The 15324-nt window shown below is 58.3% G+C and carries 13 protein-coding genes; 4 read left to right on the top strand and 9 right to left on the bottom strand.

Going from position 1 to position 15324, the window contains the following annotated elements; translation table 11 throughout:
- Window positions 1–2: 2 nt before the first annotated feature.
- Window positions 3–1283 carry an MFS transporter gene (locus tag HMPREF2891_RS07845; protein WP_070664847.1) on the bottom strand — a complete coding sequence of 427 codons (1281 nt, stop codon included), beginning with the start codon at window positions 1281–1283 and terminating at the stop codon, window positions 3–5.
- A gap of 157 nt (window positions 1284–1440) precedes the next feature.
- Window positions 1441–3117 (bottom strand): phosphoglucomutase (alpha-D-glucose-1,6-bisphosphate-dependent), encoded by a 1677-nt coding sequence (gene pgm / locus HMPREF2891_RS07840; protein WP_070664846.1) that lies wholly within the window; start codon window positions 3115–3117, stop codon window positions 1441–1443.
- 143 nt (window positions 3118–3260) lie between these two features.
- Between pgm and HMPREF2891_RS07835 the strand changes: the two genes are divergently transcribed.
- Both HMPREF2891_RS07835 and HMPREF2891_RS07830 read left to right on the top strand, forming a co-directional pair.
- Window positions 3261–4133: a DUF5926 family protein gene (locus HMPREF2891_RS07835; RefSeq protein ID WP_070664845.1), complete on the top strand. Its 873-nt coding sequence runs from the start codon at window positions 3261–3263 to the stop codon at window positions 4131–4133.
- 42 nt (window positions 4134–4175) lie between these two features.
- The gene (locus tag HMPREF2891_RS07830) at window positions 4176–5036 is read left to right on the top strand and encodes a glycosyltransferase family 2 protein (protein ID WP_083311311.1); all 861 of its coding nucleotides are present in this window, start codon (window positions 4176–4178) and stop codon (window positions 5034–5036) included.
- On the opposite strand, the gene HMPREF2891_RS07825 is transcribed toward HMPREF2891_RS07830, so the two are convergent.
- Complete coding sequence (locus tag HMPREF2891_RS07825) at window positions 4969–7242, bottom strand: hypothetical protein (RefSeq protein ID WP_148131750.1); 2274 nt, start codon at window positions 7240–7242, stop codon at window positions 4969–4971. The genes HMPREF2891_RS07830 and HMPREF2891_RS07825 overlap by 68 nt on opposite strands.
- Before the next feature lie 69 nt (window positions 7243–7311).
- Between HMPREF2891_RS07825 and pheA the strand changes: the two genes are divergently transcribed.
- The gene (gene pheA / locus HMPREF2891_RS07820) at window positions 7312–8286 is read left to right on the top strand and encodes a prephenate dehydratase (protein WP_070664841.1); all 975 of its coding nucleotides are present in this window, start codon (window positions 7312–7314) and stop codon (window positions 8284–8286) included.
- Here the strand turns inward: pheA and HMPREF2891_RS07815 are convergent.
- Window positions 8283–9101: an RDD family protein gene (locus HMPREF2891_RS07815; protein ID WP_070664839.1), complete on the bottom strand. Its 819-nt coding sequence runs from the start codon at window positions 9099–9101 to the stop codon at window positions 8283–8285. The genes pheA and HMPREF2891_RS07815 overlap by 4 nt on opposite strands.
- A gap of 33 nt (window positions 9102–9134) precedes the next feature.
- Here HMPREF2891_RS07815 and HMPREF2891_RS07810 point away from each other — a divergent pair, with 33 nt between their 5' ends.
- Window positions 9135–10115 (top strand): stage II sporulation protein M, encoded by a 981-nt coding sequence (locus HMPREF2891_RS07810; RefSeq protein WP_070664838.1) that lies wholly within the window; start codon window positions 9135–9137, stop codon window positions 10113–10115.
- A gap of 14 nt (window positions 10116–10129) precedes the next feature.
- Here the strand turns inward: HMPREF2891_RS07810 and HMPREF2891_RS07805 are convergent, their stop codons facing one another.
- The 5 genes from HMPREF2891_RS07805 to HMPREF2891_RS07785 are packed head-to-tail and all read right to left on the bottom strand — an operon-like array spanning window position 10130 to window position 15299.
- Window positions 10130–11416, bottom strand: a complete 1287-nt coding sequence (locus HMPREF2891_RS07805; protein ID WP_070664835.1) for a DUF58 domain-containing protein — start codon at window positions 11414–11416, stop codon at window positions 10130–10132.
- On the bottom strand, window positions 11413–12369 hold the full coding sequence (locus HMPREF2891_RS07800) for an AAA family ATPase (RefSeq protein ID WP_034508603.1): 957 nt from the start codon (window positions 12367–12369) through the stop codon (window positions 11413–11415). The genes HMPREF2891_RS07805 and HMPREF2891_RS07800 overlap by 4 nt, the downstream gene beginning before the upstream one ends.
- On the bottom strand, window positions 12366–13517 hold the full coding sequence (locus HMPREF2891_RS07795; protein WP_070619076.1) for a DUF4350 domain-containing protein: 1152 nt from the start codon (window positions 13515–13517) through the stop codon (window positions 12366–12368). Before HMPREF2891_RS07795 ends, HMPREF2891_RS07800 begins: the two co-directional genes overlap by 4 nt.
- Complete coding sequence (locus tag HMPREF2891_RS07790) at window positions 13514–14140, bottom strand: hypothetical protein (protein WP_070619079.1); 627 nt, start codon at window positions 14138–14140, stop codon at window positions 13514–13516. Before HMPREF2891_RS07790 ends, HMPREF2891_RS07795 begins: the two co-directional genes overlap by 4 nt.
- A gap of 1 nt (window position 14141) precedes the next feature.
- Window positions 14142–15299, bottom strand: coding sequence for a glycerophosphoryl diester phosphodiesterase membrane domain-containing protein (locus HMPREF2891_RS07785; RefSeq protein ID WP_070619084.1), 1158 nt, complete (start codon window positions 15297–15299; stop codon window positions 14142–14144).
- Between the last annotated feature and the right edge of the window lie 25 nt (window positions 15300–15324).

The raw sequence follows: 15324 nt of genomic DNA, 5'->3' as shown, positions 1-15324 counted from the left end.
CCTCAGTCTATCGACTTTCGCGGCCGGCGCTTCCACAAACCCCCAAGACCCATGCGGCGTGAACGCACCTGCACCGGGATCCGCGCCCGCTTCTTATGCGAGGTGGCCCGCAACGCTGGAATCGCAATCAGAGAAATCGTAACCATGACCCACGCGAAACCAATTGCCGTGTGGAAACCGCCCACGTGTCCACTGTGGTCAACCACGCGGCCAGCCAGTGCCGAACCCAGTGAACTACCCACATTCATAGCCGTGGACATCCACGTGAGGCCCTCTGTTAAACGCCGTGGAGGAACCGCCTTTTGTACCATCGCGGTCACGTTAATCATCGTGGGCGAAATGGAGAATCCCGTGAAGAACAAAATGACGCCCAGGCCGATTATCGTCCGCGCAAAATATGTGAGACTTACGCCCACTGCCAGCAGGAAAACCCCACCGACAAACAACTTCCACAATGGGATCGACGTTGCCCTCGCCCCATAAAGGAGGCCCGCCAGCATAGAACCGAACGCGAACACGCCAAGCAGGACGCCAGCCATTGCTTTTTGACCCATGGACTCGGTAAACGCAACCACCGAAATATCGATTGAGCCGAACATTGCGCCCGCACCCACATACACCAGAGCCAACGCAATCATTACCGGTTGCGCCATCACGGAGCCTTTAGGGCCGTGAATACTTGAGGTGGAAATAGGCGGCTCCGTTGCCCGCTGCGACAATAGCCAGAACCCGCCAGAAATCGCGAGGATAAAAGCTAAAACCATGCCCGCAACCGGGTTGACGTTAGCCGAAAGAATCGTTGCCAAGATCGGGCCGATCATGAACACGACCTCGTCTAGCGTTGCCTCCATCGAAAATGCCGTGTGCAACTGCGCCGGATTTTTTACCGCTACCGTCCACCTCGAACGCACCATCGAACCCAGCGAACCCGAAGTTGCACCTGAAACTGCTGTCAAAACGTACAGGTACACCACCGGCGCGTGCATTGCTGCCGCAACGATCAATCCCAACAAGCTGGTAGCAGACACCGTAACCAGCGGAATCATCACGCGCGCCTGCCCAAAACGGTCAACCAAACGCGCCACAAACGGGGCACAAATAGCAAACGCAATAATATTCGTTGCCCCCACCTGGCCCGCCAACGTATATGAGCCATACAGTGTTGAAATCATCAAAATCTGCGAAATTCCGACGATTGACATGGGGAAACGGGCAATCAAACCCGCCAACGAAAATTTCAGTGCCCCCGGAATCGACAAAATTTCGCGGTAAGAATTCAACACAAATGCAGTCTACGGCAAAGCAGTCCGCACAGACCTCACAGGACTAAAAAACAACAAAAACGTTCCGGGTACGCATCAAAGACACGTACCCGGAACTACAACTAACCAAACGCGCTAGCAAACCCGCTAGGCTGCTCGGCTCTCAAGCCGTAAAGGTTTAGGCCAGAGCCTCCTTCACGACTTCCTTTGCTTCCTCCAACACCTCTTGCAAGTGGTCCTCGCCCTTGAACGATTCCGCGTAAATCTTGTACACGTCCTCCGTGCCAGAGGGGCGAGCCGCGAACCACGCGTTCTTTGTGGTCACCTTTAAACCGCCAATAGCGTTGCCATCGCCCGGAGCGTTCACCAAACGAGCCGTGATTTCCTCACCCGCAAGCTCCTGCGCCGCCACGTCCTCCGGCGCCAACTTCGCAAGCTTCGCCTTCTCTTCACGCGTAGCTGCATTGTCAATACGCGAGTAGTAGGACGCGCCGAAACGCTCCACCTGCTCCCGATGCAACTGCGACGGAGTCTTACCCGTCACCGCGATAATCTCCGCAGCTAGCAGGCACAGCAAGATGCCGTCTTTATCCGTGGTCCAAACCGTGCCGTCCTTGCGAAGGAACGAAGCGCCCGCGGACTCCTCGCCTCCAAAACCGATCGTGCCGTTCATCAGGCCCGACACGAAGTACTTAAACCCAACCGGAACTTCAATCAGCTTGCGGCCCATGCTCTCAACCACGCGGTCAATCAGAGCAGAGGACACCAGCGTCTTACCCACCGCCGTGTCCTTGTCCCAACCCGGACGGTGCGTGAACAGGTACTCGATCGCAACAGCCAAATAATGGTTGGGGTTCATCAGGCCATCCGGTGTAACAATGCCGTGCCTATCCGAATCCGCATCATTACCAGTAGCAACGTCAAACGGAGTCTTACCGGACGCATCCGGCTTCATGCGTTCACGAACCGATGCCATCGCGTAAGGGGAGGAGCAGTCCATGCGGATCTTCCCATCCCAATCCAGCGTCATGAACCTCCACGTCGGATCCACCTTCGGGTTAATCACCGTGAGATCCAGACCGTAACGCTCCGCGATCGCGCCCCAGTAATCCACGGACGCGCCGCCGAGGGGATCTGCGCCGATACGAACACCGGCCTCGCGAATCGCATCAATGTCGATCACGTTCTCGAGGTCATCGACATATTTCTTCAAATAGTCGTAACGATGTACGTGCGGGTCCTCTAGCAAATTCTGCGAACGAGCGCGCTTTACCTTAGACCAGCCGTCCGCCAAAATCTCATTAGCGCGGTTCGCAATCCAGCCCGTCGCATCCGAATCTGCCGGACCGCCGCTTGGAGGGTTGTACTTAAAACCACCATCACGAGGCGGGTTGTGCGACGGCGTAACCACGATGCCATCAGCCAACCCTGGGCCGGACGTGCGCAGACCCTGTGCAGACCCCGCGCCGTTAGCCACGAGAATCGCGTGCGAAACCGCCGGAGTGGGCGTGAACGATCCTCGCGAATCGATCTGAACATCCACACCATTTGCCACCAGCACCTCAAGTGCCGACCTCCAAGCCGGCTCTGACAGCGCGTGCGTATCGCGGCCAATAAACAACGGACCGTCAAAACCCTGACTTGCACGGTACTCCACGATCGCCTGCGTTGTTGCAACAATGTGCGCCTCATTAAACGCGCCATCAAGCGACGAACCGCGGTGCCCAGACGTGCCAAACACGACCTTTTGCGCGGGGTTATTTACATCGGGCTCAATCTCGTAATAAGCGGATAGAACCTCATCAACATTAATCAAATCTTCTGGTTTAGCCAGTTGGCCAGCTCTTTCATGCATACCTACAAGTGTGGCAGGTGTCACTGAAATTTTCATCCCTATTCCAGCAGATAAACATCGCCGGCCCCGCATGCTTTGTTTATTGACTTCACGCCGGTAACTTTGGGCTAGATCAAAACTATTCACCAACTTAGGAGACCCACATGGGAAAGAAATCACGACGCAAAAAAGTAGCGCCCGGCAAACCGATTCGCCCCATCATCGCGCACGTCGCACGCCCCTTTGAAGGTATGAGCGCCGAAGCTGACCTCGTTGCCATGCGTGAAATTATTCCTGCTGCCACCCTTGCAGCGCAGACCACGGCAGAATACGGATCCGAACCCTTCCTTTTCGCCTCCATCCTTCCCAACGCCGTTCCTGCCCTCGTACGCGAAGACGGACAGATCCTCATCGGCTTGCAAACTCGCTCCTCCAGCCGCGACATCGGCCACGACCTCGGCGTTGCACTTAAAGCCGCCCTGGCGCGTAAAACCAAAATTGAGCAAGGCGAAGCCGAATATGGCCCCGTGCCAGTAGACGTGCGTGACGCCGGACCGCGCATCCCCGACATGATCGAAAGCACCCAACCGATGGAGCTACAAAACGACCTCGGATACTGGATTGCTGACGGCCAGCGCGACGAAGAAGTGGAAGCCGCCATCGCGCAAACCTCCGCCGAACTCATCCCCACGCGTGCCATTCCCGGCGTGGCCAACACCTACTGGCACGACATGGGCAAACACTTTGTGCGCTGGATCCGCCTCGAAGACGAAGATAAACTCTTCACTGCCCTTGCCCGACTCCAAGCCGCAGGTGAACTCACTCTCGCCGGCGCGCACTTCATCGGCGCATTCCGCGCCCTCGGCCTGTCGATCCCCGTATTCGAATTCGAAAACGAGGTAGATCCAGGCACCCTCACCGAACCCGTAACGGAACTCGAACGCAAACTCGAAGCCGCGCTCGCGGAAACCCAGCCGCTAACGGACGACGAAAAACGCGCCCGCGCAGGCCTCGTATCCCGTCAAGTATCCCTATAAAACAGGTTAAAACACGGGGCGGGAACGGACTAAACTAGACGCATGAGTAACTCCGGTCCCGCCCCCTCAACCAGTCGCGTCAGCGAATCACTCAAACAACAGCCCGAAAAACATAAAGTTGCGGTCATTATTCCCGCCCGCAACGAAGCGCGCCGCATCTCCCACACCGTGCGTGCATGCCGGGCGCTACCGGGCGTTGACCTCCTCATCGTTGTAGATGACGGATCTGAAGACAACACCGGCGACCACGCGCGTCAAGCCGGAGCCGTCGTCGTGCGACACTCCGTTACCCGCGGCAAAGCCTCCGCCCTTGAAACCGGAGTCAAAGTTGCCGCCATGCGAGACCTCGCCAAAGGCCTACCTCGGCACCTGCTATTCCTCGACGCCGACCTGGGGGAAAGTGCGCTGGAAGCAACCTCCCTCATCGACGCCGTACAACGCGGGATCTGCGACTGCGCCATCGCCACACTTCCCAAACAAAAAGGAGCGGGCGGACACGGATTTGTGGTTGGGCGCGCCCGCAAATCAATTCGCCGCGCCACCGGCTGGCACGCCAACGCGCCACTGTCCGGGCAGCGTTGCATCACTCGCAAAGCGGTTAACGACATCATGCCTTTTGCCCCCGGATGGGGCGTTGAAGTAGCCATGACCATCGACCTTCTGGTCAAGGGCTACACCGTGCAAGAAATCCCCTGCGACTTCACGCACCGCGCCACCGCCAACGACCTCATGGGGTACATGCATCGCGCCGACCAATTCAAAGATGTCTGGAAAGCCACGGCGCTGCGCCGCGTACACCGCCACCGAATTCCCGTTCGCGAGCGAGTGCAGGCGGCTATACGTCAAACCGCGGGCTCTCCGTACAACGCGTACGAGAAATTTGTAGACGACGAGCAAGAATAGACACCAGCGCGGGCGCTGCAATCGCAACGGTGTCCACCACAATCAGCAAACCTGAATCGTTAATCGGTACGGCCACCAGCGCACCCACCGCTATTCCCGCCGCAACTGCGGCTAAACCCGGGGGAGTGGCTTCACGCAGGGTTTCCCAGTGCGGATTCGGTGAGGGGGCCGGGTCCATTTCGCCGGTTTGGGGCGGCTCTTGGTGAGTATCAGCGGGTAGCTTTTTGGTGCCCTCGCGCGGTTCGAACAGCTTTCGGGCAAAACGCGCCCCAACCACCACGAGGATCGCCGCTGCTGCGACTGCCGCCAAAATCAGCGGATTTCCGGCGAACGTAGTTGCCATATCGCGGGCCTTGTCCGCTACCAAAGTGAGCGTTTCTGGCGAACCAAAATTCTTCCAGAACAGGCCGATGTGCGAGGGCGAAGCCGACCTTGCATCCAAAGCTCCTGCAAAAATCATTGCCACGGTTGTCAGCAAAACCCACCACGCGGCGTGCTTCCACCTCGGGCGAATACCGCGCACCATCAAATACGCAATCCCAAACCCGGCGATAATCCCCGCAGGTCCTCCAAAATCAGCGCCCCAAAACGGTAACGCATCAATCGCCAGCACGCCCACGCCCATAGCGGCGACGCCGCGCGCCGCCCCCTGCCTCTTATCCGGGAAACGATCCGCTATCCAAGGCAGCGTTGCTATCAGCGCCGCAGCCAACAAGATCACGTACGACCGGTTGGAAATGCCGTAAAACCGCCGGGATGCGAGCGTCATCGAACCGAAGAAACCATCGCGCTGCAAATGCGCCCCCGACGCGATATCCACCGCCACCAACAGCACAGTCAGTGCCGCGAGGACCGCCACCGGCTGGTTCGACGAGCGCGCCAGTGCCAAAAGCGCTGCAGCAATGGCGAAAACCAGCAAAATCGGCAGAAGCGGATTAGTAGAAAGCCGCCACCACGGAACCAGATTTGCGATCATCGCCGCCGGAACCACCGCGAAAGCCAACGCATTCCACACCGCGATATTTCTCCAAATCCACGCTGGCGCCTGATCTTTTGCCGGCTTGCGCACAAAATGCGTCAAACCAGCTAACACTCCAACCAAAAGGAACGCACCCCACCCGGCAAAAAATGGTGTCAGTGAACCTCGCGCCGCCAAAGCGTGGGTGGCCTCATCCATTAACTGGGCGTGTGCGGCGCTCATCGACTTTGACTCCACCTGTACCGGCCCGCCCGCAACCAAATCACGCACATCGCCCAACGTTGCCAAACCCGCCGAACGAGTGGCCGATGAGTAGAAGAGACCGGGGGTAGCTGTTTCCGGGGCAGGCGCGAGGCTGGTTGTTGAGGTTTCGGTGCCGGCGGTGGTTGCGTTTGATCCCGTGGCGGTAGCGGTCGGGTCAACCACAGCGCCAAACTGCAGCGCCGGGCCGGGCTCACTGCGACCAACAGAAGCGAGCACCACGCGCACCGTGCCAGGATTCTGCCGCTCAAACTGCGCGAACGCCGCCAAAACCGCCTCGATCCGTGCATTCACCTCGTCTACCGACAAACCCGTAGGGCCAGCCGTCGCAGAAGCTCCGCTAGCGTTAGCAACGTCAGAGGGGCCGCCGGAAGGATCAGCAGCGTTCATACCCGCTTTAGCCCACCCCGCATCAACAAACACATTCCCGTGCGATTCGCGAAGAGCCTGCAACACAACCGCGCCCAACTCATCCGCCCTGCCCGGCGCGGGCAACCAACTAGCAACCTCGCCGCTCTGGCTCGCAAGAACCAGAGCGGCTCCCGGACCAACCCCAACGCCGGCAGCCGGCTCGGCCGGCCACTTCACGTCCCGAGTTATCTGCTCAAAATCCCGCACCTTCGCCCTGCCGGGTGTGCCCGCCTCGTCCTCAACAATCACATCTAAGAACGGCCGGCAAACACCACCGCGAGCATGTCTGCCCTCATAATCAACCGCATTTCCAGGCGTGCGAACCGACATCCAACCATCAACCGGACACGTATCCGGACTCGACGTGCGCGTATGCAGATTCATCAGTGCGGCGCCATGCGCCTCCAGCGCGTTCAACACGCCCGGCGACACATTACCGGCCTCAACACCCGCAGCGCCCACAAACAACGTGCGAACCGGCTCCTGCGCCACCGCAAATGGCAACGCCACCAAAAACGCGAGAGTGAAAGCCGTAACAAACCTCAAAAAACGCACCAAAACCACCTGAAAATAAACAAGAACAAAACTAACTGTATAAGGTGAAAGCCGAGAAAAGGAGGCGCCGTGCACACCCACACCAACACGACAAGCGCGCAAACGAAGCCGCTCAAAATTGCTTTCCTTGGCCCATTCGGCACATTCACCGAACAAGCCCTTTGGCAAATCGCGCCCGAGAACGCTGAAGCGGTGCCGTGCACATCCGTGCCCCAAGCACTCGACCTCGTGCGAAACGGGCAAGCAGACCGGGCCGTCGTGCCCATCGAGAACTCCATCGAAGGTGGAGTCAACGCAACCATCGACTCGCTCTCACACGGATCTCCCCTCGTAATCGAAGCCGAAATGGTAGTCGAAGTATCCTTCGAACTCGCCATCAAACCTGCCGCTGATGGAAGCACCCCCAACATCCAACGCATCGGCACACACCCCCACGCGTGGGCGCAATGCCGCAAATGGGTAGCCGCCAACTACCCCGATGCCGTGCACGTGCCCGCCACCTCCACGGCAGCAGCCGCGCGCCTCATCGCCGAAGAAGAAAACCCGGGCTTTGACGCCGCACTATGCGCCAAAACCTCCGTTGAACGATACGGCCTGCGCGCTCTTCACTCCAACGTCGCAGACAATCGGGGCGCAGTAACGCGCTTCGTCCTGGTTGCGCCCCTCGGCAACGTTCCTCCCGCCACCGGAGCGGACAAAACCACCGTGCAAGTGCGCCTATCCGACAACGAAGCCGGAGCCCTGCTCTCAATGCTTGAACAGTTCGCAGCGCGTGGCGTCAACCTCTCGCGTATCGAATCGCGACCAGCCGGAGGGCCCCTCGGCTCCTACGAATTCTCCATCGACATCGAAGGTCATATCAGTGAAGAACGCGTAGCTGCCGCCCTCATCGGCCTGCACCGCACCTGCCCGCAAGTACGCTTCATCGGCTCCTATCCGCGCGTTGATGGACAGCGCCCAACCATTAAAACCGGAACCAAAGACGAAGACTTTGTAAATGCGCGGGCGTGGATAGCCGGCCTGATGAACGGTACCAACAACTAGACGCGCAAAAAAGAGCTTGCCAGCCTGCGATTACGCTCCAGGCGGGCGGCCTCACGGCGAGTACGCTCCGCCAGTACGGCGGCAATAAACTCCTCGTCACCAACCCCCGGTGGCGGGCCCGGAAAAACATACTCGCGAAGCTCGCTCGCGATACCCGCCAGCAGCCTGGCGCGGGCCTGCTCATCAAACTGCGCGCCGCGCATCAACAACGAGCGAGCATTACGCGCCAGCTCCGGGGGCAACCTGCGCAAATCCGCACTTTGAATCCACGAGGGGGTAGCGGGAGCCTCATGCGCTTGAACAATCGCGTCAGCACGCTTACTCGCAGCCTCAACCGCACGCGCGCCAACCCGCTCCTTAATCACCACAGTGCCCGCAGCTAAATCACCCAAACGACGATTCTTTGGGTCAATCAGCGCGGCGGCCGCGGCAAGACCACCCATCGTTGCCCAAATCTCAACCAGGCCGACCATCGCCCGAATCGCCGCCTGCTGCATACCAACGCGACGCAAATCCGAGCGCACAACCCTGGTGCCAACCACAAAACGGCCCACAGACTTTCCGCCCGTAGCCGTCTCAATCAAAACCGGAGCCACGAACACCGCGAAAACAACTAACAAAATGAACAGTGCTTCCTGGGCGGCGCTGGCATTAGAAAACAAATAATTAAACTGGGCGACCGCCACCCAAATCAAAATGGCAACCGACAACCCCACATCTATGAGGGCTGACAACATGCGCAAGCCAATGCCCGCAGGCACCACGTCCAGCGCCACTCCCTCACCAGTTATAACCGTCGTCGCCTGACTATCCATGACACAAACGATACCTTCTAGTAATCTTGGCGCATGGATTTGGACGCATTCGTCAGTGCAAACAAAAGTACTTGGGCCAGGCTCACAGTGCTTGCAAACAAGACCGTATTAACCCCAGACGAAGCTCGCGAACTCATTGACCTTTACCGCAGCACGTCCACACACCTGTCCATGATTCGGACAGGAGCGCCCGACCCTCAACTCGTCAAAGAGCTCTCCGCCCTCCTCATTCGCGCTCGCGGCAAAATGGCCGGCAAAAACCGGCGCGTCCTCACCTCTATCGCCGAATTCTTCACAACCACTTCCCCAGCCGCTCTCTACCGTTTTCGCGCCTGGTGGATCAGCGCCGGCGTCCTCTCCATCCTCTTTGCCCTTGCCGTCGGCTGGTGGATCTACGCGCACCCCGAACTACATGAGCAACTTGGATCATCCTCATCAATCTTGCAATACGTTCAAGAAGACTTCGAAAAGTACTACACGAAGGATCCTGACGCGGACTTCACGATGCTGGTGTGGTCAAACAACTGGTACGTTGCTGCATTAACACTTGCGTACGGAATCACCGTGATTGGAGCTGTGCAAATACTGATTAGCAATATGGCAAGCCTCGCCATTGCGGGAGCACTAATGACGTTCCACGGGTATGGCACCACTTTCTGGACGCTGATCCTGCCTCACGGCCTGCTAGAACTGACCGCTATATTCGTATCTGCCGGCACCGGCCTGGGCCTTTTCTGGGCCATCATCCAACCCGGCTCGCGCACCCGCCTCGAATCCTTCGTCCGCACCGGACATCAGGCCATTCACGTGCTTTTTGGCCTCCTGCTCACTCTCTTTATCTCCGGCTTCACCGAAGGCTTCATCACCGCCTCGAAAGCACCTTGGCAGGTGCAGGTCGGATTCGGAGTGCTCATCTGGGTCGCGTTCCTCATCTACGCCCTCGTTCTTGGGAAAAAGAAACAAGACTTGGCCGAATCAAGTTTGAAACTGCCCGAACAAGTAGCGGTTGAGTAATCCGAACCGTGTGGCTACAGCAGGCCGCGCGACTTCAAATTCAAGTAGTGATCCACAACCGCCATGGACAGTTTCGAGGGCGGGGCCTCAACCACAGTGATGCCTGCAGAGGCGAGGGCTTGGGCAGCCTTTTCCCGCTCGGCGCGCGAAAACTCTGTGGCGGCCACAAAGTACGGGTCCTCGATGTTAACTTCCTCTTCTGCTTTGTGAAGTTGCGGGTCGGAGGCGTTCGCAATCACTACACGCGTGTGCTTCGCAAGGTTCAACAAGGCGGGCAGTAAAGATTCTTCCAGCACGGTCACGTCAAGGGCGGTGAATAGAACCACAAGCGACATCTTGTTGCCGAAAGCCGTTAGTTTCCCAGCAATCTGAGCCCAGTTCGCTTCAACTAAAGCAGGGTCAAGAGGTGCCATTGCGGATGAAAGCTCACCCAGCACGGTTGTGCGAGACGGGCGAATCACTCGTGCCCTAATGGCCGCATCGGCAGCTATCATACTGATCGAATCTCCAGCTTTTGCAGTCACAGCGCTTAGCAGAAGAGCGGCATCTAGATTCACGTCGAGGCGAGTTTGGTTGCCCAGCCGCTGCGCGCTCATACGTGAAGTGTCAATAACCATCACAATGTGGCGGTCACGCTCCGGCCTCCACGTGCGAACAATAACGTCCTTTGAGCGTGCGGTTGCGCGCCAATCAATGGAGCGCTGGTCGTCGCCATCGACCCATTCGCGCAGGGAATCAAACTCGGTGCCCTGACCGCGCGCACGCGCAAGAATTTGTCCGGTCATCTGCTGCAGTTTTGCTAGGGCACCAGGCAGAAGCTGCTTCGATGGGAACTCTGGGAGTACGCGGATTGTGCCCGGCAGGTCAAATGTAGTTTGAATAGCGGCGAGGCCGAGCGGGCCCCACGAACGTACGGTAACCGCGTCAGCTTTCAGGATGCCTCGCCGGGTAGGAAGCAAAGCGGTAGCGAAATCCTCGGACTGGCCGGGGGAGAGCTTGAACTTGTGGCGGTTTGCCGTAGCTCCGGCGCTGGGCTGCCACGCATCACGCAAAACCCCGCGCATCGTCCGATTCGCTCCTCCCACGTGGATAACCGAGACGGAGCGTTCATTAGCACGAACTGTTTCAGGTGCTTGTCTGGTTATCTGAAGTTTGCGTGGTGAGGGAGCTAAAATCGCGTCAACGAGTGTCAGGGCGATGACGAACAGTAACCACGTTGCGAGGGTTCCAGGGGTGGGCGAAAGCACGATCGGGATGATCCCGATCGCAACTAGTGCCGCAACCCTGCTGGAAACTGTCATCGTGGTACCGCGATTGAGTCCATGACGGTTTGTAGGACGGAGGCGGCCTCAACGCCTTCCAGTTCGGCTTCAGGGCGAAGCATGAGTCTGTGCGTAATGGTTGCTGGGGCCATTTGCTTGACGTCATCCGGGGTGACGAAGTCTCGTCCGGACAACCACGCCCAGGCCCTCGAGGTAGCTAGGAGCGCGATGGCGCCGCGCGGGGATAGGCCGAGCGAGAGGGAGGGGGCCACGCGCGTTGCCCGCGCAATGTCCACGATGTACTTCTCTACCTGGGGGTGCACTTCGACGGCGGCTACGGCTCGGGTTGCAGCCTCAATATCGGAGGCGGATGCAACGGGTGTTATGCCGGCGGCGTCTAGGTCCGAGGCGTCAAATCCGTTCACGTGACGGTTAAGGATCTCGGTTTCTTCCTCATAACTGGGTAGGTTCACCTGGACTTTCAACATGAAGCGGTCCAGCTGAGCTTCGGGAAGTGGATAGGTGCCCTCGTACTCGATGGGGTTCTGCGTGGCTGCAACCATGAACGGGGAAGGCAACGGTTTCGATTCGCCGTCAACCGACACTTGGCGTTCCGCCATGGCTTCAAGCAGTGCTGCCTGGGTTTTTGGAGGTGTGCGGTTGATTTCGTCAGCGAGCAGTAGGTTGGTGAAGACGGGGCCTTCGCGGAACTTGAACTGTGACGTCTCGCGGTCGTATAGCAGTGATCCAGTGAGGTCGCCAGGCATGAGGTCGGGGGTGAACTGCACGCGTTTGGTGTCGATGGATAGCGACTTAGCTAGTGCGCGCACGAGGAGGGTTTTGGCGGTTCCTGGCACGCCTTCGAGGAGCACGTGTCCGCGCGTGAGGAGGCCAATGACGAGGCCGGCTACAGCGCCGTCGGATCCGACAACGGCTTTGGCAACTTCTGCGCGCACGCGCAGTAGGGCTTCCCTTGCATCTTGCTCGGTCATGAAACCTCCTGAATGAGCTGGTCAATTTTATGTGATCGCTGGGTAAGTTCTTTTTCGTTTAAAACGTTCGCGTCGTACAACAGTGTGTGTAGTTCGCTGGTTGGCGTGTTGAGTTTGGCGGCCAGAGTGTTGGTGAGTTCCTCTTCGCTGGCCCGATTAGGCAGGTAGAGGGCTCGGCGTAGTTTACGGCGGGCACGCGATTGGATGAGAGACATGGCCCAGCTGGCGTGTTTGCCTTCACGGGCGAGGCTGGCGCGCGCCTCTTCAATTTCGCTGGCGCTGATGATGACCGGTAGCGGTTCACGGGCGAGCGGGCCGAGCCGCCTACCTTTGGCAATCATGAGAGCGAGGGCAGCGAATAGCAGTGTCATGCCCGCCCAGAACACCCACGGAGGCAGGAGTTGCCACAATGGTGCGTTTGCCGGTGACTGCTGCTGGATGTTTGGCCGCTCGTAGTGGAATACGGCTTTGGGGTTGGCCCCGTAAAGAGTGAGGGCAAGCGCGGCATTGTCGAGGTTTTGCACGTTGGCGTTGGTAAACGCTGCGGGGTCCGAGACGAGGATGTATTCCGGGCCGTCTTCGGCAGGCCAAATGCTGAGGAGGCTACCGCTATCGGTGCGGAAGCACTGAATAACACCGGGGGTTTGGTGTTCGCGCACGATGGTGACTGAGGCGTTCTTAGCTTTGCCGATGTAGGGCAGGCACGCGCTACTGTTTTCGTTGACGCCGGGCATCGCGACGCCGTTGGTGTAGCTGTCAATGTCGAGGCCAAATTCTTTGAGGCGGTAGTCTTGCACGCCAAATAGGATTACGCGCCCGGCCTGCTGTGCTTTGGTTTTGAGGCTGTCGGTAATGTCAAACCAGTCCAGGCCATCATCTAGTAACACGAGCGTGGTGTCGCGATCGACGGCGCCGATGTCGCTGTCTTTGTAGGCGATTTTGGTTTGTATTCCCTGCTGTTTAAGCACCTCGATGACGGCTTTGGTGCCGCTTCGCCCCGGGGATTCGGGTTCGTAGTCCCTATATTCGCCCTGCGTGTTAATCCCCTTGGCGGTGATGACGAGCACCAGCAGGATGAATATCAGGATCAGCGGTAGCCAAGTTTTGCTGAAAGTTTTGAGCGTCATTCCGCGCGCGGTTGCGTTCATACGCTCACCTGCGTACTTAGGCGTTTTTGGATTTCGTTGTCGAGGGCGAGCATGGCATCCACGTCTTGTGTGGTGACGGTGCCAACGGTTTCGAGCCGGTAGGTGGCAACGTCGAATTTGGATGCGCAACGAGAAATATCGTTCTTAAGGTCGGGATATTCGTGGGCGATGAGGCGGGTGATGTCGCCTGTGGTGCGTCCGGGTGCGGCGGTGGCCGCAGTTTTGTCGAGTCGAACGATGATGGCGCGGAACCCCGCTTTGAGGGCTTCGGTGGGGTCCGTGTTTTTGAGGTCGAGGGCGCGGCGGCGGTGCTCGTCGGCGCTTAGGGAGGTGAGCTCCTGGGCCGCGCTGATTGTCTTTTGTTCGCGTCCAACTCTGGCGTAAACGCCGATGATGAGGGCAATGATGACCACTGCGATGATTGCAAGAAGCATCCAGTTGAAGGTGCCTTCTGCGGTGCGGAATACGGTTGTTCCGATTTTTTGAAGGAGCCAGTCGAGGATGCTTTGCAGTCCGCGGCCTTCCAGGTATTCGCTCTTGCTGAGTTCACGGCGCAGAAGCTCGCGCGCCTCGTCCGGTGTGGGTTCGAGGGCGAGAGCTACGTGCGCCGCGAGTGTGTTCAAGTTAGAGAGCCTCTGCCTGTCCGCTGCGGGCTAGTTCGATGTCGTAACCTTCTTTGCGAATGCGCGTGTCTACGTACATGAGGGTGAGAGCGTAGACGGTGAGGGGCGCGACCAGAAGGTAGATTAGCGCGGTGGAAATAGAGGTTACTAGGGCCAGTAGTTTTGTAGATTCGAAAACTATGACCAGCCCGCTAATCACGCCGAAGAACACGCTGAATGCGATGGTGATTGCCAGCAGGGCCAGACCCATAAGTAGGGAAGTGCCGAGTAGCGGCCAGAAACGCTCGCGTGTGAGCTTCCAAGACCGCGATAGTGCGGACCTCATTTTTTGGCCTTCGACGAGGATGATGGGGAACGCGAACATGAAGCGAATGGCGATCAGGTAGAACGCTATTTGTAGCACCACTGAGATACCGAGGAACAAAACTAGGGAGGAGAGTCCGGGATCGATGAAGAGGAGTGGAATACCGATTGATATGGCTGTGATTAGTGGTGGGATCAGGAATGTTAATAGGGCGAGGAGGATGTAGCTACCGCGGTTTCCGCGCGTGAGTTCAACGGCTTGTTGCGCGCTGATTTTGCGGCCGAGTACGCCTTCCATCGCTACGAAGATGAGGGGCGCTGCCCCGAGTAGCAAAATGATGCCTGCAAGGCCTTGGGCAGAGAAGCTGGTGTAGTTGGTGATGATTTCCCAGGTGCTCTGTGTGGTTAGCAGATCCAGATCGGTGATGGTGGATTGCACGAGGTATTCGAGGACGAATACGAGCAGCGCAATGATGGAACTGATCGCGAAGGTTGTGCGCGCGTTGAAGCGGAACGTGCCAAATGAGGTGGAGACGATTTCCGAGGCCGTCTGGGGACGCAGAATCATGGTGCCAGGCTTGATTAGGGGTTGCCGGTACGGGGCCTGCGCGTAGCCGGCCCCGTAACCCTGGTTTGGCTGGCCGTAGCCTGGGGCGCCATACCCTGGTGCCGCGTACCCGGGCGCCTCGTGTGCGGGTGTTCCGTACCCGAGTGTCCCATTCCCGGGCGCGCCATGCTCCGGTGCCCCCTGCTGTGGAGTTTCGGTTTCGGGTTGGCGGGCAGCGTCTGGTCCGGGCTGGTTGTTTCCGGGCGAGTTAGGTGATTGCCAAGGGTTGTTCGGGTTTTCGTTGGCCATGATTCCTCGCATCTTTTAAGAGATT

Source organism: Actinomyces sp. HMSC065F11 (assembly GCF_001813085.1).
GTDB classification, from domain to species: Bacteria; Actinomycetota; Actinomycetes; order Actinomycetales; family Actinomycetaceae; genus Gleimia; species Gleimia europaea.
Note: the sequence above shows the minus strand (reverse complement) of the source record. Positions and strands in the feature narration are given on the sequence as shown.

What these genes read in the sequence shown, in the direction of transcription:
- pgm (WP_070664846.1), bottom strand. Translation starts at nt 3,117, where the DNA reads ATGCATGAAAGAGCTGGCCAACTGGCTAAACCAGAAGATTTGATTAAT.
- HMPREF2891_RS07835 (WP_070664845.1), top strand. Translation starts at nt 3,261, where the DNA reads ATGGGAAAGAAATCACGACGCAAAAAAGTAGCGCCCGGCAAACCGATT.
- HMPREF2891_RS07830 (WP_083311311.1), top strand. Translation starts at nt 4,176, where the DNA reads ATGAGTAACTCCGGTCCCGCCCCCTCAACCAGTCGCGTCAGCGAATCA.
- HMPREF2891_RS07815 (WP_070664839.1), bottom strand. Translation starts at nt 9,101, where the DNA reads ATGGATAGTCAGGCGACGACGGTTATAACTGGTGAGGGAGTGGCGCTG.
- HMPREF2891_RS07810 (WP_070664838.1), top strand. Translation starts at nt 9,135, where the DNA reads ATGGATTTGGACGCATTCGTCAGTGCAAACAAAAGTACTTGGGCCAGG.
- HMPREF2891_RS07805 (WP_070664835.1), bottom strand. Translation starts at nt 11,416, where the DNA reads ATGACAGTTTCCAGCAGGGTTGCGGCACTAGTTGCGATCGGGATCATC.
- HMPREF2891_RS07800 (WP_034508603.1), bottom strand. Translation starts at nt 12,369, where the DNA reads ATGACCGAGCAAGATGCAAGGGAAGCCCTACTGCGCGTGCGCGCAGAA.
- HMPREF2891_RS07795 (WP_070619076.1), bottom strand. Translation starts at nt 13,517, where the DNA reads ATGAACGCAACCGCGCGCGGAATGACGCTCAAAACTTTCAGCAAAACT.
- HMPREF2891_RS07785 (WP_070619084.1), bottom strand. Translation starts at nt 15,299, where the DNA reads ATGGCCAACGAAAACCCGAACAACCCTTGGCAATCACCTAACTCGCCC.